The organism is Leifsonia sp. RCC_180 (assembly GCF_058138205.1).
The window spans coordinates 3,047,709-3,066,886 of sequence record NZ_CP200340.1 but is presented as its reverse complement, the minus strand read 5'-3'; the positions used below and the strand labels follow the sequence as shown (position 1 = coordinate 3,066,886).

Below are 19,178 nucleotides of genomic sequence, written 5' to 3'. Positions count from 1 at the left end.
TCCCGCGAGGAGGCGGGCCGGCGTCGGGGCCCGGCGCCCTGGTGCGATCCGCAGATCACCGCCGTAGACTCGACAGGAGGGATCGGGTCCCCGGTCCGGTGAAGAGTGAAAGTGAGGCCGAAAAGGTGGCAGACTCCTCGTTCGACGTCGTCAGCAAGGTCGACAAGATGGAGGCGGACAACGCCGTCAATCAGGCCCGCAAAGAAGTCGACCAGCGCTACGACTTCAAAAACGTCGGCGCTTCGGTCGAGTGGAGCGGCGAGAAGATCCTGCTCAAGGCCAACACCGAAGAACGCGTCAAGGCGGTTCTGGAAGTGCTCGAGTCGAAGTTCATCAAGCGCGGGATCTCGCTGAAGTCCCTCGACGAGGGCAAGCCGTACCCGTCGGGCAAGGAGTTCCGGCTCGAGCTGAGCCTGAAGGACGGCATCGAGCAGGACGCCGCCAAGAAGATCTCAAAGCTCATCCGCGACGAGGGCCCCAAGAGCGTCAAGGCGCAGATCCAGGGCGACGAGCTGCGGGTCAGTTCCAAGAGCCGCGACGACCTGCAGGCCACCATGGCGCTGCTCAAGGGCGCCGACCTCGACGTCGCCCTGCAGTTCGTCAACCTGCGCTGAGGTAGCCCCGCATCCACCGTGTGACTGCGGCGTACGCCGCCTTCCGCACCGGCTCGCGCGACAGGAAGACGTCGTGGATGGCGTCCTCCACCCACGAGACGGCGACGTTCGGTGCCAGCTGAAGTGCGCGCTGTGCGATGTCGCGCACGACGAGGACGACGTCGGCGCGCGCCATGTCGGGCGTCCAGAAGGGCAGCAGCGCAGAGCGCGCCGAAAGCAGGGTGAGCACCGGGGCGTCGATGTGGAGACCCGCGGCGACCCGCGCGTGCCCGGTGAGCACCGCCGTCAGCCACGCCGGATGGACGGTGAAGCCGCGCACCGGACGCCACGCCAGGTCGTAGTCCCACTCGCCGTCCATGGTGCGGGAGACGGTCCGCGTGTAGAACCCGAGATCAACGTTCGGCATCGCCGCCTTCGGGTCGATACGGGCACGCAGGTCGACGAGCGGAGTGAGCGCCAGGCGCCCTGCCGAGTGCGCCTGGAACTCCAGCCACGGACTGTTCAGGATGAGCGCGTGGGCGCGTCCGGGGTGCCGGTCGGCCCAGAGACTCAGGGTCAGTCCCCCCGTCGAATGTCCGAGCAGGATCAGACGGCGCGAACCCGGTGCGCCCTCACCGTGTCCGATGGCATCCAGCGCCGCTTCGATGTCCTCGTCGTACACTGCGAGGTCGTCGACGAAGCCCGGCGTCTGATGCTCTCGGAGGCTACGCCCGTACTTGCGGAGGTCGAGAGCGTGAAAACGCGCGCCCTGATCGTGCCAGTACTGAGCCAGCTCCTTCTGGAAGAAGTAGTCGGACCAGCCGTGGACGTAGAGTACGTCCGCGTCGCTTGCCGGCCCGCGGTGGAGGCGCAGGCGTGGCGGCGGCGAGAAGCGCACCAGGGTGGCGACCACGTCGCCTTCCGCATCCGGACGCAACGGCAGCGTCAGCTGCTGGAACGGCTCCCCGAGGACATCGGGGCGCCAGTCACGATCCCCCGTCATGTCCTCAGCGACCGGTTACTCGCCGGCCGGACCGCTCACAACGGTCTCCGCGTTGGACACGCGGACCATCTCGTCGCGTGGGACCACCTTCACCCGCACGCGGCCGCGCTCGGCGCCGAGCGCCTGCTCGTGGGAATCGAGGTTGTGCCAGCCGTCGAGCGTTGTGTATTCCACACCGCGGTCACGCAGCAGGTTCTCCACAGATTGCTCATCAGGGTCGGTGGGGGACCACCAGTTTCCCTGATCGTTGATCACATGCTTGATCGTCTCCATCGCATCCGACTTGGTGTGACCGATGAGTCCTACCGGACCCCGCTTGATCCACCCCGTCGCATAGACGCCGTACATACGCTCGTTGTCGCCCTTGCGCAGCACCTGGCCCTCGTGATTCGGGATCACGCCGTGCTTCCGGTCGAACGGAATGCCGGGAAGCGGCGAGCCGAAGTATCCGACGGCACGGTACAGCGCGTCGATCTCCAGCTCGCGGATCTCGCCCGTCCCCCGCACGCCGCCCTCTGCGTCCGGCGCCGTCCGCTCGTAGCGGAGGGCACGAACGTGTCCGTTCTCGTCCCCGACGACTTCCAGAGGCTTCGCGTAGAAGTGCAGGTGCAGCCGTCGGGAGGCGCTGCCCACCTCACGCTGCCGCCACTGCTGCAAGACGCGGTCGATGACCATGACCTGCTTGTTGCTCGCGACGGCCGCCTTCGACTGCTCGTCGTAGTCGAAGTCCTCGTCGTACAGGATCATGTCGACGTCGCGCAGTTCGCCCAGCTCTCGCAGCTCGAGCGGCGTGAACTTGACCTGGGCGGGACCGCGTCGTCCGAAGACGTGCACGTCGGTGACCGGAGACTGCTTCAACCCCTCGTAGACGTTGTCCGGGATCTCCGTCGGCAGGAGGTCGTCGGCGTGCTTGGCGAGCATGCGGGAGATGTCGAGGGCGACGTTGCCGTTGCCGATGACGGCGACGGTCTTCGCTTCCAGCGGCCAGGTGCGCGGAACATCGGGGTGGCCGTCGAACCAGCTCACGAACTCCGCTGCGCCGTACGAGCCGTTGAGTTCGACGCCCGGGATGTCGAGGTCGGCGTCGCGCACCGCGCCCGTGGCGAAGATGACCGCGTTGTAGTGGCGCTTGAGGTCGTCGAGGGTGATGTCGCGCCCGTACTCGACGTTGCCGAAGATCCGGATGTCGCCGCGGTCGAGCACGTCACGGAGTGCCGTGATGATGCCCTTGATGCGCGGGTGATCGGGTGCCACGCCGTAGCGGACGAGCCCGTACGGAGCGGGCAACTGCTCGAACAGGTCGATCGACACGTCGAAGTTGCGCTCGGCCTTCAAGAGGATGTCGGCGGCGTAGATGCCCGCCGGTCCGGCGCCGACGATGGCCAGTCGCAGTTTGGTCATACGTTGCTTCCTTCTGGGATTGCTGTTCGCTCAGCTCGAGCGTTCGACGATCGTGTCCGCGAAACGGACGAGAGCCTTCTTCACGGCGCCGTCCGGCAGGGGCGCCAGCGCTTCGACGGCTTCCCGTGCCCAACGGTGCGCTTCGTCCAGCGTCTGCCGGGTCACCTCGTGCTCGCGCAGGGCGGCGATCGCCTCCACAGCAGCCGGGGTCACTTCACCGTCCTCGGCCGAACCGATGACGTCCTTCTCGAGCCGGTCGAGCAAGGCGGCCGCATCAGGATCGGTGGATGCGCGCTCGCGCAGACGGAGCACGGGCAGGGTGGCGACGCCGGCCCTCAGGTCGTTGCCCGGCGTCTTGCCGGTTTCGGCGACGCCCTGAGACGAGAGGTCGATGACGTCGTCGATCAGCTGGAATGCGACGCCGATCTTCTCGCCGAAGACGACGACCGGCTCCTCGTACTCCTTCGGGGCGTTCGAGAAGACGACACCCATCTGCGCGGCGACCGCGATCAACGATCCGGTCTTGTCCTGCAGGACGCCGATGTAGTGCTCGACGGGGTCCTCACCGTCCTGCGGCCCGATCGTCTCGTGCAGTTGCCCGAGGCAGAGCCGTTCGAAGGTGTCCGCCTGCAGCTGGATGGCGCGCTCGCCCAGGGCCGAGACCAGCTTGCTGGCGCGGGCGAAGAGCAGGTCGCCGGTGAGCACCGCTACCGAGTTGCCCCACACGAACTGGGCGCTGGGGACACCGCGCCGCATCTGGGAGTCGTCCATCACGTCGTCGTGGTAGAGCGAGGCGAGGTGCGTGATCTCGACGGCCTCCGCCGCCTGGATCACGTCAGCATTGGTTCCGGTGCCCAGCTGCGCCGCGAGCAGCGTCAGCATGGGCCGCACCCGTTTGCCGCCCGCCTCCAGCAGGTAGCGTGCGGTCACATCTGCGAGGTTGTCCGCGAAGCGCATCTCACGGTGGAGGCCCTCCTCCACCTGGCCGAGACCGGCGTCGACGGCGTTCGCGAGCTCGCGATCCTCACCCCGGATGAAGATCCGCTCGGTGAAGCCCAGTTGACCGGTCAGCGACGCTCGTCGCACCGCCGGGACAGTTCGTGGCACTACTCCCCCTCGGACGGGATGGTGGACGCAGAATCTTCGGAGCCCGCGGGCGTGGTGGATGCCGGCTTCGCCTTCGCCTTCGCGCCTTCAGCAAGCTTGGCCTTGGGTGCGGCAGGCGTGGCCGTTGTCTTGGTCTTTGCCGCGGCGGGCTTTGCGGATGCCGGCTTTGCGGATGCCGGCTTTGCGGATGCCGGCTTTGCGGCGACCCGCTTCGCGGCGGGTTTCGCAGGCACCGCAGGCCGCTCCGGTTTGAAGCCCCGATGAAGCGCGACGATACCGGCCGTGAGATTGCGGTACGCGACCCGTTCGAGTCCGGCCTCGCGAATCCACACGGCCAGCGCCCGCTGGTCAGGCCAGGCCTGGATCGACTCCATCAGGTACTCGTAGGCGGCGGGATTGGAGCTCGCCAGGCGGGCGAGCACCGGCATCCCGTACTTCAGGTACGCGGCGTAGCCCGCACGGATCGGAGCCAGTGGCGGCTGCGAGAACTCGCACACGACCACCCGGCCGCCGGGCTTCACCACCCGAGCGAATTCGGCGAGCGCCTTGCGCGGGTCGACGATGTTCCGCAGGCCGAAGGAGATCGTGACGGCATCGAACGAGTCGTCATCGAAAGGCAGCTCCATCGCGTCCGCCTGCACGAAACGGATGAACGGGTTGCCCTCCTGGCGGCGGCGCCCGACCGCGATCATCCCCTCCGAGAAGTCAGCGGCGACGACCGATGCCCCGTTGCGCGCGAGCGATGCACTGGAGGTCCCGGTCCCGGCCGCGACATCGAGGATCGTCTCTCCGGCACGCGGCGCCACGGCTCGTGTCGTCGCCACACGCCAGAGGGCCGCGTTGCCGACCGACAGGACCGCGTTCGTCCGGTCGTAGCGCGTCGAAACCTGGTCGAACATGGCGGCGACCTGGGCGGGCTGCTTGCTGAGGTCGGCCTTACTCACTCCACCAGCTTAGGCTGCGGCGTCGGCGGCTGCATTCCGCGGCCAGGATGCACGCCGAACGGTCAGCCAGCAGGGGCACCGCATGTCGCAGCGTCCCGCTCAGAACCGCTGCCCGAGCGCCTTGGCGCGCAAGGCGTCGAACTCGCCCTGACTGATGACGCCCTGGTCGAGAAGAGTCTGCGCCTGCTGGATGTCCGCGGCCGGCGTCGCCGACCCTGTCGGATGCTGCCCCCAGCTGTCGTCCTCAGCAACCGTCCCCTGGCGTGCGCGATTCCGCTCCGCCATTCCCCGACCGCGCGCGATCAGGTAGACGAGCGCCCCGAGTACCGGGAAGAAGACCAGGAAGATGATCCACAGCGCCTTGGCCCACCCGCCCAGCGACGGATCCCGGAACATGTCCACCAGGATCGTGAACAAGATCATCAGGAACGCGACGAACGCGAAGATCTCGAAGGCGAACCAGAACGCACTCCAGAAAGTGTCCATCTCAGTCCTCTCTCATCGGCCACACCGTAGTGGGGGCCGATAGTCCATGGCTAGAAGGCATTTCCTGATGGCGACGGGTTTACGATGGGCGCTCCGAGGGGCCACGGGCGAGGACGCCCGGTCGGCCGGACGAGGAGGCGACAGTGGGCGACGACACCAATTGGACGGCAGACCCTTACGAGGTGCTCCGGGTGCATCCGGGCTTCCGGCTCTCCGAACAGGCGACCGACTCGACTCCCGGCTTCGACGGAGACAAGAAGGCGGGGGCTCGGGAACTCTCCGAAGGTGCAAGCCTGCTCGCCGACCTCCAGGAGCAGCTGTTCGCCTGCGGCCGCCTCGGCGAACCGCGCTCGGTGCTGTTGGTGCTGCAGGCGATGGATACGGCGGGCAAGGGAGGCATCGTCTCGCACGTGATCGGGTCGATGAACCCGGGCGGCGTCCACTATGCCGGCTTCGGAAAGCCCACGCCGGAGGAGCTGGCGCACGACTTCCTGTGGCGCGTCTGGCGGGAGGTGCCCGCCGCAGGGCAGGTGGGAGTGTTCGACCGTTCCCACTACGAGGACGTCCTGATCGGCCGCGTGCGCAAGCTCGCGCCTCCGGAGGAGATCGAGAGGCGCTACGGGGCGATCGCCGCGTTCGAGAACGAGTTGGCGGAATCCGGCACGGCCGTGGTCAAGGTGATGCTGCACCTCGGCAAGGACGAGCAGAAACGGCGGCTGGCGTCGCGACTCGAACGACCGGACAAGCTGTGGAAGTTCAATCCGGCGGACGTCGACGAGCGACTCCTCTGGGACGAATACCAGGAGGCGTACCAGATGGCGATCGAGCGGACGAACAGCCTCCAAGCCCCGTGGTTCGTCGTGCCCGCCGACCACAAGTGGTACGCCCGCGCCGCCGTGCAGCAATTGCTGATCCGGGCGATGCAGGGGCTCCACCTCGAGTGGCCGCCCCCGGACTACGACGTCGAGGAGCAGAAGCAGCGACTGGCCGCGTCCTAGCCGAAGCCGCGTCCTAGCCGAACGCCTCCACGATCGGCCGGAACTTCATCGTGGTCTCGGCGAGCTCGCGATCGGGATCCGAGTCGGCGACGATTCCTGCACCGGCGTACGCGGTCAGATCGCCGTCCGCCTCGACCTGGGCGCAGCGCAAGGCGATCGCCCACTCGCCGTCCCCGTCGCCGCCGACCCAGCCGACCGGCCCGGCGTAGCGGCCCCGGTCGAACGGCTCCAGCTCGCGAATGAGCGCCAAGGCATCCGTCCGCGGCGTTCCCGCGACGGCGGCAGTGGGATGCAGGGCGGCCGCGAGGTCCAGCGAACTCGAACCGTCGCTCAGCATCCCGGCGATATCGGTGGCCAGATGCCACAGGTTCGGCAGCTTGAGCGTGAACGGCTCGTCGCTGGCCGCCAGGTCGGCGCTGTGCGGACGCAGAGCATCCATCACGCTGGTGACGGCGAAGCGGTGCTCGCCCTGGTCTTTCGCGCTCGCCACGAGCTCTGCTGCGGCCGAGGCATCGCGGGCGGCATCCGCCCCGCGAGACATCGTGCCGGCCAGCACCCGGGCGGTGACCGTGCCATGGTGCACGCGGACGAGCGTCTCCGGCGAGGACCCCACAAGCCCGTCGACGGCGAACGTCCAGCAGTCCGGGTAGCCGAGAGCGAGTTCGACGAGCGCCCGCCGGAGGTCGGACTCGAGCGGCAGGTGGCCGCGGAGGTCCCGCGCGAGGACGACCTTCGAGAGGTCCTGCTCACGGATGCGCTCGACGGCTTCCGCCACGGCCGACCGGTACCCGTCGGCACCCAGCTCGCCCGGCAGGAGCGCCAGCCGGTACTCGTCGCCGAACGGAACAGGGCGGGGCAGCGGGCTGGACGCCGGCTCGCCTGCGCGGCGGATCCGGGTGATCCAGCTCCGGCCGCCCCGGCGGCCGACCACGGTCTCCGGCACGATCAGCGTGCTGATAGCCCTGCTCGCGTCGTCGAACGCGAAGGTGCCGAAGGCGACCAGGCCGGTTCCCGGCGTGCGCACGTCGTCATCGACGACTGCCGCCTCCGCGGTCGCACGCCATGCCGCGGCGGCCTGCTCGATGCGGTCCGGCCCGGTGAAGTCGAGTCGGAGCACCTCGCCGATGCCCGCCATCCCGTCGCCTTTGCGCAGCCAGAGGAGAGGCGTGCGGGAATCGAGGAACGGGATGAGCTGGCGGACGTCATCGAGCGGTGTGGTCTCGGCCTCGAGGACCGTCACGCCAGTCTCCCGCCGAGCGGTCGGGGCTGATCTCACAGGTTCAGCCTACGCCCGCGACGCTGTGCGGCCGTCGGGCACCGGGTGTGCACTCGATGGGCGCCGGAACAGCGGCGTTGAAGCGGGGGATACCGGGCCGATACAGCAGGCATTACCGGCGTTCGACACTCAGTACATCAACCGATCCATCCCAACGCCCGGATGTAACATTCATCTATGCCCGTGCCCGTGACCGGCGCCGCCAGCCCGCGCCGACTCATCCGAGATGAAGTGTTCCTTCGCCTTCTCGACGCCATCGTCGACGGCGATCTTCTCCCCGGTGAACAGCTCTATGACGCAGAGATCGAGCGATGGGTCGGCGTCTCGCGCACGCCCGTTCGTGAGGCGCTCAACCAGCTCGCCGCGATGGGGCTCGTCGAGATCCTCCCTCAGCGGCGCACCCGGGTCACCCCGATCGAGTCGGCCCGCCTCCGCGACCTCATCGCCACTGTCGGAGTGCTCGTCGCCGGCGTCGTCCGGGATGCGACCCCGCTCCTCACGGACGCAGACCGCGAGGCCCTGCGAAACGGGCTCGCCGACGAGGCGGTATCGGCCGTCAGCACGGGCCTCTCGGCCGACGGTTTCCTCGGCGTGTTCGTCCGCCGCCTCGACAACGGCACCATCGCGCGGCTGCTGAAGCGCCACCTCCCGGAGGTGCAGCGAGCGCTGAACGCCTCCTCGTCCCCGGCCCGGCTCGAAAAGGGCCGGCCGTTCGTCAAGGCGCTGGTCGACGCCGCCGTCGCCGGAAAGACCGAGAAGGCCACGCGCGCCGCCACGGACCTGTTCGACAAGGCCCTCGTCGCGATCGCCGACGACTTCGCCGCATCCACGAAGGAGACCCGCTGATGCCATTGCCAGTCAGCGACACCGCACCCGTCGAACGGCGCCTTCTGCGGGACGTGGTCTACAACCGCCTGTACGACGGCATCCTCGACGGAACGCTCGAGCCCGGCGAGACCCTCCTCGACGAGAAGCTGACGGCGTGGCTCGGGGTGTCTCGCACCCCCATCCGCGAGGCACTGATGAAGCTCGCCGACATCGGCCTGGTCGAAATGGCGCCGAATCGCTACACGCGGGTCGCTCCCATCGACCTGAAGGCCATCGACGAAGCGATCTACACGACCGGTCTGCTGCACGAGCATGCCGCGCGCACCGTCGTCCCGACACTCGACAACGCTGCCGTCTCGCGCCTCGACAAGGCCCAGAAGGAGCTGAAGAAAGCCGCGAAGGCCCGCGACCTCCCGGCCGTCGGTCACGCCTTCAACGACTTCTTCCTCGAACTCGAGCGCGCCGGCAGCAACGATGTGCTGGTGAGTGTCAGCGAGGGCCTGAGCCCGCAGCTGTTGCGCTACATCTCCGTGTGGGAGAAGCCGTTCGGTGTCGACGACCTGCCCGGCGCACTCGCCGGCATCCTCGCGGCTGTCAAAGAGCGCGATGGGCAGCAGGCGGGCGACCTCGTCAGGGAGCTGTACGCGAGGACGTTGACGCAGTTCCTCGAGGACTACCGCCGCAGCGACGCGAACATCGCGCAGAACCCCGTCTTCTGAGTCCCGAACTCAGACCTCGAAGTCGACCGCCGCGCGCGACGCGACCACCGAGCGGATGAACCCGGCCACCTCCAGGTGCGCCGGGTGCTCCTGGTACAGCTGGATGTCGTCCAGGCTGTCGAAATCGCTGATCAGCACCACGTCGTAGTCGTCTCCGGGTACAACGCTGATGCCGACCTGAAGTGAACGCAGCTGCGGGATGACGGCCGGCAGCGACTCCAGGCCGCGCTTGATTCGCGCGGCGTGCTCGGCGCGTTCCGTCTCGTCAGCGGTTGCAAGCTTCCACGAGACGACATGGCGGATGGTCATTCGGCCTCCAGGAGAGCGGTGCGCAGGCGGATCGGGTCGACGCGCCAGTACGTATGGACTCGGCCGTCGACAAGCACGACCGGGATCTCCTCCACGTACTTCTCGTGAAGCTCCGGCTCCTGCAGGATGTCGCGCTCTTCGACGGTCACGGATGGCGACCCGTCGGGAAGCTCCGCGATCACAGAGCGGATGACATCCCGAGCGTCATCGCAGAGATGGCAGCCGGGCTTGCCGATGAGGGTCAGGGCGACGGTCGACACCCGTCCACTCTAGGCGCACGGCGCAGGCACGGCGCACGGCGCCGGCACGGCGCACCTCGTACGGCGCGCAAACAAGACAAGCGCCGGACCGGGTGGACCGACGCTTGAACCGCAGACTCGGGGTCTACTTCTTGTTGCGACGCTGGTGGCGCGTCTTGCGAAGCAGCTTGCGGTGCTTCTTCTTCGCCATACGCTTGCGACGCTTCTTGATAACGGAACCCACGTAGACCTCACAAAGATTCAGGGGTAAGCCGCGGGGCGCGCGGCGACACAAGGTGTCAGTCTACCCGACGTCACGCCGAGTCCGCGACGCCGCCCTCATGGACGGTGGCCGCTTGCAGCAGATGCTCGACGGCGGACTCCGGAACGCGGAAGGACCGGCCGAACCGGATCGCAGGCAATTCGCCCGAGTGGACGAGCCGATACACGGTCATCCGGGAGACACGCATCATGTCGGCCACCTCGGCGACCGTCAGGAAGCGCACGTCTCGAAGATCGTGTGCCATGGTCCCGTTCCTCCCCTTTCCGGTCATCGTACTCGGGAAGGTCAGTCCTTGCGCCACTTCTTCGGGGTCACGCGCTCGGTCGCCGACGAGACCCGGTGGCGCGTGTCAGCAAGCACCTTTCCAACGGTGCTGGCGAACTCGCGCGTCTCCTCTGCGATGCGCACGCTCAACTCCACGTCCTCTTCGGATGCCGTGAACGGAATGACCCAGTCCTCGACCGCCTCGAGGGGGCCGGCGTCGAGCCGGTAGTAGCGGTGCTGGCCTTCCTCGCGGACGGACACGAGCCCCGCCTCACGCAGCACTTTCAGGTGCTTGGACACGGTCGGCTGACTGAGTTCCAGGGTCGCGACGATCTCCGAGACGGATATCTCGCCAGCGGAATGCATGCCATCCGCGTTGCGATCGAGGAGCACCCGCAGGATGTCGCGCCGCGTCGGGTCGGCGATCACGTCGAAGATGTCGGCCATGTCCCCAGGCTAGCCATTCCCCCGTCGCAGTACCATGTCCGAAGCCCGCCCGACATGGGAACACCACGGGAAGGACCAGACATGAGCGCCACACGGGCGGTTCGCGGCACGGTCGTATCGCCGGTGGGACGCGTCCGAGCCGTCATCAACGGGTTCGCCGCACGCAGCCCCTCGCGGTTCGCGATCCTGGTGTTCACCCTCCTGATCCTCGTCTTCACGCTGCTCTTCTCGCTCCCGATCTCGTCGGCGAACGGACGTTGGACCCCGCTCGCGGACTCGCTCTTCACCGCGGTCTCGGTCATCTGCGTGACCGGCCTCGCGACCGTCGACATGGCGACCCATTGGTCGATGTTCGGACACCTGCTCGTCTACATCGGCGTGCAGGTCGGCGCCGTGGGGGTGCTGACCATGGCATCCATTCTCGGACTCGTCATCTCGCGCAAGCTCGGCCTGCGGGCGAAGCTGATGGCGGCGAGCGACAGCAATCCGCTGCGGATGCACGCGGGACCGGTCGCCGAGGGGCAGGCCGTCCGCCTCGGCGAGGTGGGCAAGCTGCTGACCACCGTCGCGATCAGCATGGTGGTCATCGAGGGCGCTGTCGCGCTCCTGCTCTTCCCGCGGATGCTCGTCGCCGGGATCGATTTCGGGACCGCGGCCTGGGAGTCGATCTACTACTCGGCCATGGCGTTCACGAACACCGGTTTCACGCCCAACCGGGAGGGCATCCAGGCGTTCGCGACGGACTACTGGTTCCTCAGCGCTCTCATGATCGGGGTCTTCCTGGGCGCGATCGGGTTTCCGGTCATCCTCGCCATCGCGTCCAACTTCCGCCAGCACCGCCGCCGGTGGTCCATCCACGTGAAGCTCACCGTGATCACCTCGCTGATCCTGCTGGTGGCCGGCGCTGTGCTCTACATCGTGCTGGAGTACGACAACCCGAAAACCTTCGGTCACCTGGATGCGGGGCACACCGTGTTCCAGTCCTTCTTCCTGTCCACCATGTCCCGCTCAGGCGGCTTCTCCACCATCCCGATCGACGACCTCAACGGGTCGAGCCTGCTGGTAACGGACATGCTCATGTTCATCGGCGGCGGCTCCGCGTCGACGGCCGGCGGCATCAAGGTGAGCACGCTGGCCGTCCTCTTCCTGGCCGCATTCGCGGAAGCGCGAGGGGTGGAGTCGATGGATGCGTTCCGCCGCCGCATCCCGACCGACGTCCTCCGACTGTCCGTCTCGGTCGCCCTGTGGGGTGCCACCATCGTGGCCGTGTCGACCATTCTCATCCTGCAGATCACCAAGGCGCCCCTCGATCACGTGCTGTTCGATGTGATCTCGGCGTTCGCGACCTGTGGTCTTTCGACCGGCCTCACCGAGCGGCTGCCCGACGCGGGCGTCTACGTGATGGCGGCGACGATGTTCTGCGGGCGCGTTGGTACAGTGACTCTCGCCGCGGCGCTGGCCCAGAGTCAGCGCCGCCAGCTGTACCACAACCCGGAGGAGAGGCCGCTCGTTGGTTGACCGGATCAGACACAATGCCCCCGTCCTGGTCATCGGACTCGGGCGGTTCGGCGCCGCGACGGCAGGGCAGCTCGACCGGCTCGGGCGCGAGGTGCTCGCCATCGACACCGACTCGAACCTGGTGCAGAAGTGGGCCGACCGGGTCACTCACACGGTGCAGGCCGACGCGCGATCGATCGAGACGCTCCGTCAGATCGGCGCGGAGGACTTCTCGATCGGCGTCGTCGCGGTGGGCTCGTCGATCGAAGCGAGCGTGTTGATCACGGCGAACCTGGTCGACCTGAAAGTCCCGCAGATCTGGGCGAAGGCGATCTCGAAGTCGCACGGGAAGATCCTCGAGCGCATCGGCGCCAACCACGTCATCTACCCGGAGGCGGAGGCAGGCGAGCGGGTGGCCCACCTGGTGTCCGGACGGATGCTCGATTTCATCGAATTCGATGACGACTTCGCCCTGGTCAAGATGTACCCGCCGAAGCCGATCCGGGGCCTGCCGCTGGGCGCATCCGGTGTCCGCTCCAAGTACAACATCACCGTCGTCGGGGTGAAGAGCCCCGGGAAGCCCTTCACCTACGCAACGGCCGAAACGGTGGTCTCCGACCACGACCTGGTGATCGTCTCGGGCTCCTCCGCCGACATCGAGCGCTTCGCCGCCCTCGAGGCCTGACCCGCCTCCCCCTCTTTCCCCTACCCGAAGCCAACGCTTCCTCGCTTAGTCCACGATTCGGCGCGGAATCCACGAATTAATCGAGGAATCGATGAGGAGGATGTGGATAAACGGTCGCAGCGGTCGACAGGAACCACGATGTAGGCATGGAGTCGGAACAACGTCTCGCGGCATTTTCGCCCGACGGTTTTACGGTGGCGCAGGCATCTGTCGCAGGAGTGAGCAGGCATCGGCTTTACCGGACAGATCTGGACCGTCCCTTTCACGGGGTGCGGACGATTGGCGCCGATCTCGCTGATCATCGGGTGCTCTGCCGCGCCTATGCCTCCCGAGAACACACCGGCGACGTCTTCAGTCATTTCAGCGCAGCCATCCTCCAGGGTCTCCCTCTTCCTCGGCACTATCGGCCGGGTGGGATCGATGTGGCGGTCTTTGCCCCTCGGAAGCCTTCGCGTGTGCGCGGCGTCATCCCCCATGAACTCAGACCGGCAGGTCACCGGGTTGTCGAGGTCGACGGGCTGCGCTGTATGTCGGCGCCGGACGCGTGGGCGCAGGTATCCCGTGGAATCGGACTCACCGACCTCATCGTGATGGGAGACTTCCTGCTGACCGGCTCACAGCCGTACTCCGGTGTGCCCAGCCCGTGGACCCGCGCCGATCTCGAGGCCGCTGTACGACGCCACGGCCGTAGACCCGGAGTGCAGAACCTCCGGTTGGCGCTCGACCGGATCCGCTACGGGTCGTTGTCTCCACAAGAATCACGTTTGCGAGTCGAGTTGGTCGATGCGGGACTTCCGGAGCCGGCGCTCAACCTCCGTGTCGTCCACCGCGGGACATTCATCGCGATGGTCGACCTCGCATATCCCGACCACAAGCTGGCAGTCGAGTACTTGGGCGACCATCACCGGACCGACGACGCGGTCTACCAGGAGGACATCTACCGCCGTGAACGCCTGATGTCAGCCGGATGGAACGTTGTCTTCGTAACTGCTGCCGACGTGCGAGGCCCGATTCCTCGAGCCGTCCTCAGCGTGCGCCGCGCCCTTTCAATCGCTTCCTCATGAAGTGACGGCCGTACCGGCGTGTCTAGCGGATTTTCCGAGGAAGTGATGGATGCCAGGCGGGGTCAGCCGGCGGCCAGCTCGCGGGAGCGGGCGAGGGCGGCGTCGGTGGCGCGGGCGAAGAGGGCGGGGAGGTCGGCCTCGGCAAGGACGGCGATCGCGCGCTCGGTGGTGCCGTTGGGGCTGGTGACGCGGCGGCGGAGCTCCGCCGGGTCCTCGCCGGAGGAGACGAGCAGTTCGGAGGCTCCGAGGAACGTACCGTTCACGAGCGCCGTCGCCTGCTCCCGGGAGAAGCCCTTTCCGACTGCGGCCTCCGTAAGCGCCTCGATGAGGAAGAAGACGTACGCGGGACCGGACCCGGAGATGGTGCCCAGCGCATCCAGCTGCGACTCGGGTACTTCGACCACGTCGCCGACCGTCTCGAACAGCGCGCGGACGACCGCGAGGTCGTCGGGGTCGGTCCGCGAGCCTGCGCTGATGCCCGTGACGGCCTTGCCTACGACGGCTGGCGTGTTGGGCATCGACCGCACGACGGAGACAGTGTCGGGCAGCAGCGACTCCATGGTCGCCGTCGTCACACCTGCCGCCACGCTCACCACGACCGTGTCGGGCGCCAGGGATGCGCCGATCTCGGCCAGCAGGTCACGGACCATCGCCGGCTTGACGGCGACGATGACCACCTCGGCGCCGTCGACCGCGAGTCGATTGGCATCGGCCTGCGTCTCCGTCGCGTATGCGGTCACCCCGGTAGTTCCGGCGAGCTCCCAGGCCCGCACCGCGGAGCGATTGGTCACGCGGATCCCCGCCACCTGCACCCCCGGCGCGAGCAGGCCGCTCAGGATGGCGCGGCCCATCGAGCCCGCGCCGAGCATCGCGATGGTCGGAAGGGTCACGTTCTGCGCGTCGTCCATGCGGCCATCCTAGGATGAGAGGCATGAGCGCATCCGGCGGAACCAAGGCGATCATCGCGGCCTTCGCGGCCAATCTCGGCATCGCGGTCACCAAGTTCATCGCGTGGGCGTTCTCGGGTTCCTCGTCGATGCTCGCCGAGGGCGTGCACTCGCTCGCCGACTCGGGCAACCAGCTTCTCCTGCTGCTCGGCGGCAGGCAGTCGCGCCGCAAGGCGGATCGCGAGCATCCGTTCGGTTACGGCCGCGAGCGGTACGTCTACGCCTTCGTCGTCTCGATCATCCTGTTCTCCGTCGGCGGCGTCTTCTCGATCTACGAGGGCATCGAGAAGCTGACCCACCCGCACCCGCTCGAGAACGCATGGCTGCCCATCCTGGTGCTGCTGATCGCGATCGGGCTGGAGTCGTTCTCGCTGCGCACGGCCGTGCGCGAATCACGTCCGCACAAGGGCGGGCTGTCCTGGCCGCAGTTCATCCGGCGGGCAAAAGCACCCGAGCTGCCTGTCGTGCTGCTGGAGGATGTGGCTGCGCTCACCGGTCTGGTGTTCGCCCTGCTCGGCGTCGGCCTCACCATCATCACCGGCAACAGCGTCTGGGATGGGGTCGGCACCGTTCTGATCGGATCTCTGCTGGTCGCGGTCGCCGTGGTCCTCGGCATGGAGACCAAGAGCCTCCTGGTCGGCGAGGGTGCCACAGACACCGACCTGGCCGCCATCGAGCGTGCGGTGACCGCGGGCCCGGAGGTCGAGCGCATCATCCACATGAAGACCCTCTACCTGGGCCCGGAGGAGTTGATGGTCGCCGCGAAGCTCGCGTTCTCGGGCGAGCACCGCCTCGCTGACGTCGCGGCCGCCATCGATGTCGTCGAGCGACGCATCCGGGAGGCCGTCCCCGCAGCTCGCGTGATCTACATCGAGCCGGACGTCTGGATCGACCCCAACGAGCAGGCTCCCGCCACCGACACCATCGTCATCAAAGGACTCGAGTGACCCGCACCGCCCTCATCCTGCAGCACGACCCCAGCATCCACCTCGGCAACATCGGGCCCGTCCTCCTCGAGCACGGCTACGAGCTTCGAATCGTGGATGCGGCGACCGAGGATGTCGCGACCATCGACCCCGCAGAGGCGGACCTCGTCGTCGTCCTGGGCGGCGAGATGGGCGCGTATCAGACGGACGAGTTCCCGTTCCTCGATCACGAGAAGTCGCTGCTGCGCGCCCGGCTCGAAGCCGAGCGGCCGACGCTCGGCGTGTGCCTGGGCGCCCAGTTGATGGCCGGGGCACTCGGCGAGCGCGTCTACAAGGGCGACACCATGCAGATCGGTTACAGCCCGGTGGAGGCGACCGAGGCGGGAGCCTCCTCGCCGATCCGGCACTTCGACGGGGTGCCGGTGGTGGAGTGGCACGGCGACACCTTCGAGCTGCCCGCGGAGGCGACCCTGCTGGCGTCGTCGAGTGCCTACTCGAACGAGGCGTTCGCGATCGGGGACTTCGCGCTCGCGGTCCAGTTCCATCCCGAGGTCACCGACGAGATGCACGAGACATGGGTCGCCGACGCCTACAACGAGCTGGACGAGTACGCCGTCGACCCGGATGCCCTGCGACGGGAGCGCGCGGCGCACTCGGCGCGGATGCAGGAGGCGTCGCGCGCGGCGTTCTCGGAGTGGCTGGAGAACCTGCCCGCCTGATCCCGGCCGCACCCCGACCCGAGGCGCCTCAGCGCTTGGCCCGGAAGAAGTCGAGCAGCACCTCGCCGCACTCCTCCGCGAGCACACCGGCGAACACCTCGACCGTGTGGTTGAGCCGCCGGTCGCGGAGGACGTCGTAGACCGACCCGCCGGCGCCCGCCTTCTCATCCCACGCACCGAACACGACCGTCGGGATGCGCGCCGCGAGCACCGCCCCCGCGCACATCACGCAGGGCTCCAGCGTGACGACGAGCGTGCAGCCCTCCAGGTGCCAGTCGTCGCGGGTGGCGGCGGCATCCTGGAGCGCGAGAACCTCAGCGTGGGCAGTGGGGTCGTGGCGTAGCTCGCGCTCGTTGCGGCCGTGCCCGATGACCTCGCCGTGCTCGTCGATGATCACCGCCGCGACCGGCACGTCGCCGGTGTCGAAGGCGAGCCGGGCGTCCTCGAGCGCGCGGCGCATCCACTGCTCGTAGGCGGCGGGCACGGGCAGGCTCACGGGGCGGTCCTCCGGACTGGGTCGGGGCTGGCGGCCGGGGATGTTCGGCTAGCCTTGAGCCTATGCGAGTGCACGTTGCGGACCACCCACTCATCACCCACAAGCTGACGGTGCTCCGCGACAAGCGCACCCCGTCGCCGGTGTTCCGCCAACTGACGGAAGAGCTCGTGACGCTGCTCGCCTACGAGGCGACGCGGGGCGTTCGGGTCGAGCCGGTCGAGATCCAGACGCCGGTGACAACCACGATGGGAGTCGCGCTGAGCGAGCCGCGCCCGCTGGTCGTGCCCATCCTGCGCGCGGGCCTCGGGATGCTCGAGGGGATGGTGCGGCTCATGCCCACCGCCGAGGTCGGTTTCTTGGGAATGGTGCGGAACGAGGAGACGCTCGAGCCGACCACGTACGCCGAGCGGCTGCCGATGGACCTCTCCGACCGGCAGTGCTTCGTGCTCGACCCCATGCTGGCGACCGGCGGGTCGCTGGGCGCCGCGATCGAGTTCCTGTTTGCACGCAACGCTGTGGATGTGACGGCCATCTGCCTCCTCGCAGCACCCGAGGGCCTGGAGGCGCTCGAGAAGGCGACCGAGGGCCGCAATGTCACCATCGTTCTGGGCTCGTTGGACGAGCGCCTGAACGAGAACGGCTACATCGTGCCGGGGCTCGGAGACGCCGGCGACCGCCTCTACGGCACGGTCTAGCAGCCTCGCAATATTACGTAATGATTTGACACGTCGAGTCATCGTCGGTTTTACTTTCCTCCATGACTGACAATTCGCGTACCCTGACCTCCTTCGAGGCCCTTGGGGATGCCGGCATGATGATGGCCGGCCGCGACTCCGTCATGTGTTGCCGAATGTGTCGCTGATCTGACGACCCTTCGCCGAGCAGCAGCCCTCCGACGTATCCCGTCGTGATCGGGCGCACGCTCCCCGGGAACGCCACACTCACGCTCCCGCGCACCAGGCCCATTCTCTAGGGCCACAACACAACACTTCCCGCAGAATCCCGCACCTCCGCCGTACCCGCGGAGGCTTCAGCAGGGATGCGGAACATCATCACTAAGGACTCGATTCCCATGTCTCTGGCCACCATCGACACCGCCTTCCCCCGCACTTCCGCCGTTTCGCCCGTCAGCCCCCTCCGTGCCGCCGCCCCCGCAGACGGGGCCCCGACACCGGCACCCGCCGAGTCGGCACCCCGCATCCGCGCCGTCCCCGAGGGGACCGAAGCGCGCGGCTTCGTCCTCTACGTCGGCATCGACGAGGCGAAGGCCGCCGAGGCGGGCACCGACCTCGGCCGCATCGTCGAAGCGCTGAAGCGTCTCACGGCCGAGATCGCGCCCTCCGCCGAGACCTACGCCGCCGTCGCCCTGGCCCCGGCCGGCGCCGGCGGACGCGACGTGGATGTGGTCCGCCTCGCTCTGCAGGACCCGGCCGCGATCGCCAAGCACCGGCACGCGGTCACCGTGGATGAGGACGAGGACCGTGCCGCCTCCGGCGTCGTGGTCGACATCTCCCGCAAGCGTCTCGTGCTCGACAACCAGACCGTCGCGCTGACTTACAAGGAGTTCGAGCTGCTGCAGTACCTGGTGCTGCGCGAGGGCCGCACGATCGAGCGCTCCGAACTGATCAGCTCGCTGTGGAGCGCGGCCGACGAGGACGAGATCCCGAACGAGCGGACCATCGACGTGCACGTCCGCCGCCTGCGGGCGAAGCTCGGCCGCTACGAGGACATCGTGCGCACCGTGCGCGGCGTCGGCTACCGCTTCGACCGCCACGCCGACGTCTCCATCCGCTACGCGAGCGCCCCCTCCCCCGACCTCTTCTAACCCGTCCCCCACCCTCGACTCCACCGTCGAGTACGCAAAGATTGCACGTTCTCAACAGCAGAACGTGCAATCTTCGCGGACTCGACGGCGGGCGTTAAGCCGTGAGGAGGCCGAGGCGCTGT

The 19,178-nt window shown here is 67.8% G+C and carries 24 protein-coding genes; 11 read left to right on the top strand and 13 right to left on the bottom strand.

The annotated features are described in order from the left end of the window. Nucleotides 1-125: 125 nt before the first annotated feature. Entirely contained in the window at nt 126-614 is a 489-nt protein-coding gene (locus tag AB7E03_RS15175; protein WP_441783249.1) for a YajQ family cyclic di-GMP-binding protein, read from the top strand. Here AB7E03_RS15175 and AB7E03_RS15170 read toward each other — a convergent pair. The 5 genes from AB7E03_RS15170 to AB7E03_RS15150 all read right to left on the bottom strand — a co-directional run bounded on the left by AB7E03_RS15170 (nt 601) and on the right by AB7E03_RS15150 (nt 5,534). Continuing rightward, nucleotides 601-1,596 carry an alpha/beta hydrolase gene (locus AB7E03_RS15170; RefSeq protein WP_489942170.1) on the bottom strand — a complete coding sequence of 332 codons (996 nt, stop codon included), beginning with the start codon at nt 1,594-1,596 and terminating at the stop codon, nt 601-603. The two genes, AB7E03_RS15175 and AB7E03_RS15170, sit on opposite strands and share 14 nt — an antisense overlap. Before the next feature lie 15 nt (nt 1,597-1,611). Beyond that, a complete protein-coding gene (locus AB7E03_RS15165) occupies nt 1,612-2,997 on the bottom strand; it encodes an FAD-dependent oxidoreductase (RefSeq protein WP_489942169.1) in 1,386 nt (461 codons plus the stop codon). A 30-nt stretch (nt 2,998-3,027) separates the two neighbouring features. Continuing rightward, the gene (locus AB7E03_RS15160) at nt 3,028-4,083 is read right to left on the bottom strand and encodes a polyprenyl synthetase family protein (RefSeq protein WP_441784007.1); all 1,056 of its coding nucleotides are present in this window, start codon (nt 4,081-4,083) and stop codon (nt 3,028-3,030) included. Nucleotides 4,084-4,103: 20 nt separating this feature from the next. Then, nucleotides 4,104-5,048, bottom strand: a complete 945-nt coding sequence (locus AB7E03_RS15155; protein ID WP_489942168.1) for a class I SAM-dependent methyltransferase — start codon at nt 5,046-5,048, stop codon at nt 4,104-4,106. Nucleotides 5,049-5,147: 99 nt separating this feature from the next. Beyond that, nucleotides 5,148-5,534, bottom strand: coding sequence for an SHOCT domain-containing protein (locus tag AB7E03_RS15150; RefSeq protein ID WP_489942167.1), 387 nt, complete (start codon nt 5,532-5,534; stop codon nt 5,148-5,150). Between the two features lie 143 nt (nt 5,535-5,677). Here AB7E03_RS15150 and AB7E03_RS15145 point away from each other — a divergent pair, with 143 nt between their 5' ends. After that, nucleotides 5,678-6,532 (top strand): PPK2 family polyphosphate kinase, encoded by an 855-nt coding sequence (locus AB7E03_RS15145; RefSeq protein ID WP_489942166.1) that lies wholly within the window; start codon nt 5,678-5,680, stop codon nt 6,530-6,532. A gap of 13 nt (nt 6,533-6,545) precedes the next feature. Here the strand turns inward: AB7E03_RS15145 and AB7E03_RS15140 are convergent, their stop codons facing one another. Beyond that, complete coding sequence (locus AB7E03_RS15140) at nt 6,546-7,772, bottom strand: isochorismate synthase (protein WP_489942165.1); 1,227 nt, start codon at nt 7,770-7,772, stop codon at nt 6,546-6,548. 213 nt (nt 7,773-7,985) lie between these two features. Between AB7E03_RS15140 and AB7E03_RS15135 the strand changes: the two genes are divergently transcribed. Together AB7E03_RS15135 and AB7E03_RS15130 are read left to right on the top strand one after the other, a co-directional pair. After that, a complete protein-coding gene (locus tag AB7E03_RS15135; protein ID WP_489942164.1) occupies nt 7,986-8,654 on the top strand; it encodes a GntR family transcriptional regulator in 669 nt (222 codons plus the stop codon). Further along, nucleotides 8,654-9,355, top strand: coding sequence for a GntR family transcriptional regulator (locus AB7E03_RS15130; protein ID WP_489942163.1), 702 nt, complete (start codon nt 8,654-8,656; stop codon nt 9,353-9,355). The genes AB7E03_RS15135 and AB7E03_RS15130 overlap by 1 nt, the downstream gene beginning before the upstream one ends. A gap of 9 nt (nt 9,356-9,364) precedes the next feature. Here the strand turns inward: AB7E03_RS15130 and AB7E03_RS15125 are convergent, their stop codons facing one another. The 5 genes from AB7E03_RS15125 to AB7E03_RS15105 all read right to left on the bottom strand — a co-directional run bounded on the left by AB7E03_RS15125 (nt 9,365) and on the right by AB7E03_RS15105 (nt 10,897). After that, nucleotides 9,365-9,664: a Dabb family protein gene (locus AB7E03_RS15125; protein ID WP_489942162.1), complete on the bottom strand. Its 300-nt coding sequence runs from the start codon at nt 9,662-9,664 to the stop codon at nt 9,365-9,367. Continuing rightward, nucleotides 9,661-9,924: a glutaredoxin family protein gene (locus tag AB7E03_RS15120; protein WP_441783239.1), complete on the bottom strand. Its 264-nt coding sequence runs from the start codon at nt 9,922-9,924 to the stop codon at nt 9,661-9,663. Before AB7E03_RS15120 ends, AB7E03_RS15125 begins: the two co-directional genes overlap by 4 nt. 124 nt (nt 9,925-10,048) lie before the next feature. After that, nucleotides 10,049-10,147, bottom strand: a complete 99-nt coding sequence (locus AB7E03_RS15115) for a 30S ribosomal protein bS22 (RefSeq protein ID WP_003792170.1) — start codon at nt 10,145-10,147, stop codon at nt 10,049-10,051. A 70-nt stretch (nt 10,148-10,217) separates the two neighbouring features. Continuing rightward, the gene (locus AB7E03_RS15110; protein WP_489942161.1) at nt 10,218-10,430 is read right to left on the bottom strand and encodes a helix-turn-helix domain-containing protein; all 213 of its coding nucleotides are present in this window, start codon (nt 10,428-10,430) and stop codon (nt 10,218-10,220) included. 41 nt (nt 10,431-10,471) lie between these two features. Next, nucleotides 10,472-10,897 carry an ArsR/SmtB family transcription factor gene (locus AB7E03_RS15105; protein ID WP_441783237.1) on the bottom strand — a complete coding sequence of 142 codons (426 nt, stop codon included), beginning with the start codon at nt 10,895-10,897 and terminating at the stop codon, nt 10,472-10,474. 81 nt (nt 10,898-10,978) lie between these two features. On the opposite strand from AB7E03_RS15105, the gene AB7E03_RS15100 reads away from it, so the two are divergent. From AB7E03_RS15100 to AB7E03_RS15090, 3 genes are all read left to right on the top strand, one after another. Next, nucleotides 10,979-12,415: a TrkH family potassium uptake protein gene (locus AB7E03_RS15100; RefSeq protein ID WP_489942160.1), complete on the top strand. Its 1,437-nt coding sequence runs from the start codon at nt 10,979-10,981 to the stop codon at nt 12,413-12,415. Continuing rightward, entirely contained in the window at nt 12,408-13,079 is a 672-nt protein-coding gene (locus tag AB7E03_RS15095) for a potassium channel family protein (RefSeq protein WP_489942159.1), read from the top strand. The genes AB7E03_RS15100 and AB7E03_RS15095 overlap by 8 nt, the downstream gene beginning before the upstream one ends. A gap of 146 nt (nt 13,080-13,225) precedes the next feature. Then, nucleotides 13,226-14,143 (top strand): endonuclease domain-containing protein, encoded by a 918-nt coding sequence (locus AB7E03_RS15090; RefSeq protein ID WP_489942158.1) that lies wholly within the window; start codon nt 13,226-13,228, stop codon nt 14,141-14,143. A 62-nt stretch (nt 14,144-14,205) separates the two neighbouring features. On the opposite strand, the gene proC is transcribed toward AB7E03_RS15090, so the two are convergent. Then, nucleotides 14,206-15,051 carry a pyrroline-5-carboxylate reductase gene (gene proC, locus AB7E03_RS15085; protein ID WP_489942157.1) on the bottom strand — a complete coding sequence of 282 codons (846 nt, stop codon included), beginning with the start codon at nt 15,049-15,051 and terminating at the stop codon, nt 14,206-14,208. A 23-nt stretch (nt 15,052-15,074) separates the two neighbouring features. Between proC and AB7E03_RS15080 the strand changes: the two genes are divergently transcribed. Together AB7E03_RS15080 and AB7E03_RS15075 are read left to right on the top strand one after the other, a co-directional pair. Further along, nucleotides 15,075-16,037, top strand: a complete 963-nt coding sequence (locus AB7E03_RS15080) for a cation diffusion facilitator family transporter (protein ID WP_489942156.1) — start codon at nt 15,075-15,077, stop codon at nt 16,035-16,037. Further along, nucleotides 16,034-16,735, top strand: a complete 702-nt coding sequence (locus AB7E03_RS15075; protein ID WP_489942155.1) for a glutamine amidotransferase — start codon at nt 16,034-16,036, stop codon at nt 16,733-16,735. Before AB7E03_RS15080 ends, AB7E03_RS15075 begins: the two co-directional genes overlap by 4 nt. Before the next feature lie 28 nt (nt 16,736-16,763). Here AB7E03_RS15075 and tadA read toward each other — a convergent pair whose 3' ends face one another. Then, on the bottom strand, nt 16,764-17,231 hold the full coding sequence (gene tadA / locus AB7E03_RS15070; RefSeq protein ID WP_489942154.1) for a tRNA adenosine(34) deaminase TadA: 468 nt from the start codon (nt 17,229-17,231) through the stop codon (nt 16,764-16,766). A gap of 62 nt (nt 17,232-17,293) precedes the next feature. On the opposite strand from tadA, the gene upp reads away from it, so the two are divergent. Beyond that, a complete protein-coding gene (upp, locus tag AB7E03_RS15065) occupies nt 17,294-17,926 on the top strand; it encodes a uracil phosphoribosyltransferase (RefSeq protein ID WP_489942153.1) in 633 nt (210 codons plus the stop codon). Nucleotides 17,927-18,303: 377 nt separating this feature from the next. Then, the gene (locus AB7E03_RS15060) at nt 18,304-19,056 is read left to right on the top strand and encodes a winged helix-turn-helix domain-containing protein (RefSeq protein ID WP_489942152.1); all 753 of its coding nucleotides are present in this window, start codon (nt 18,304-18,306) and stop codon (nt 19,054-19,056) included. Nucleotides 19,057-19,178 lie beyond the last annotated feature (122 nt).

Excerpts from the sequence above, each read along its gene's own strand:
- AB7E03_RS15170 (WP_489942170.1), bottom strand. The coding sequence starts at position 1,596 with ATGACGGGGGATCGTGACTGGCGCCCCGATGTCCTCGGGGAGCCGTTC.
- AB7E03_RS15165 (WP_489942169.1), bottom strand. The coding sequence starts at position 2,997 with ATGACCAAACTGCGACTGGCCATCGTCGGCGCCGGACCGGCGGGCATC.
- AB7E03_RS15150 (WP_489942167.1), bottom strand. The coding sequence starts at position 5,534 with ATGGACACTTTCTGGAGTGCGTTCTGGTTCGCCTTCGAGATCTTCGCG.
- AB7E03_RS15135 (WP_489942164.1), top strand. The coding sequence starts at position 7,986 with ATGCCCGTGCCCGTGACCGGCGCCGCCAGCCCGCGCCGACTCATCCGA.
- AB7E03_RS15130 (WP_489942163.1), top strand. The coding sequence starts at position 8,654 with ATGCCATTGCCAGTCAGCGACACCGCACCCGTCGAACGGCGCCTTCTG.
- AB7E03_RS15125 (WP_489942162.1), bottom strand. The coding sequence starts at position 9,664 with ATGACCATCCGCCATGTCGTCTCGTGGAAGCTTGCAACCGCTGACGAG.
- AB7E03_RS15110 (WP_489942161.1), bottom strand. The coding sequence starts at position 10,430 with ATGGCACACGATCTTCGAGACGTGCGCTTCCTGACGGTCGCCGAGGTG.
- AB7E03_RS15105 (WP_441783237.1), bottom strand. The coding sequence starts at position 10,897 with ATGGCCGACATCTTCGACGTGATCGCCGACCCGACGCGGCGCGACATC.
- AB7E03_RS15100 (WP_489942160.1), top strand. The coding sequence starts at position 10,979 with ATGAGCGCCACACGGGCGGTTCGCGGCACGGTCGTATCGCCGGTGGGA.
- AB7E03_RS15090 (WP_489942158.1), top strand. The coding sequence starts at position 13,226 with ATGGAGTCGGAACAACGTCTCGCGGCATTTTCGCCCGACGGTTTTACG.
- proC (WP_489942157.1), bottom strand. The coding sequence starts at position 15,051 with ATGGACGACGCGCAGAACGTGACCCTTCCGACCATCGCGATGCTCGGC.
- AB7E03_RS15080 (WP_489942156.1), top strand. The coding sequence starts at position 15,075 with ATGAGCGCATCCGGCGGAACCAAGGCGATCATCGCGGCCTTCGCGGCC.
- upp (WP_489942153.1), top strand. The coding sequence starts at position 17,294 with ATGCGAGTGCACGTTGCGGACCACCCACTCATCACCCACAAGCTGACG.
- AB7E03_RS15060 (WP_489942152.1), top strand. The coding sequence starts at position 18,304 with ATGTCTCTGGCCACCATCGACACCGCCTTCCCCCGCACTTCCGCCGTT.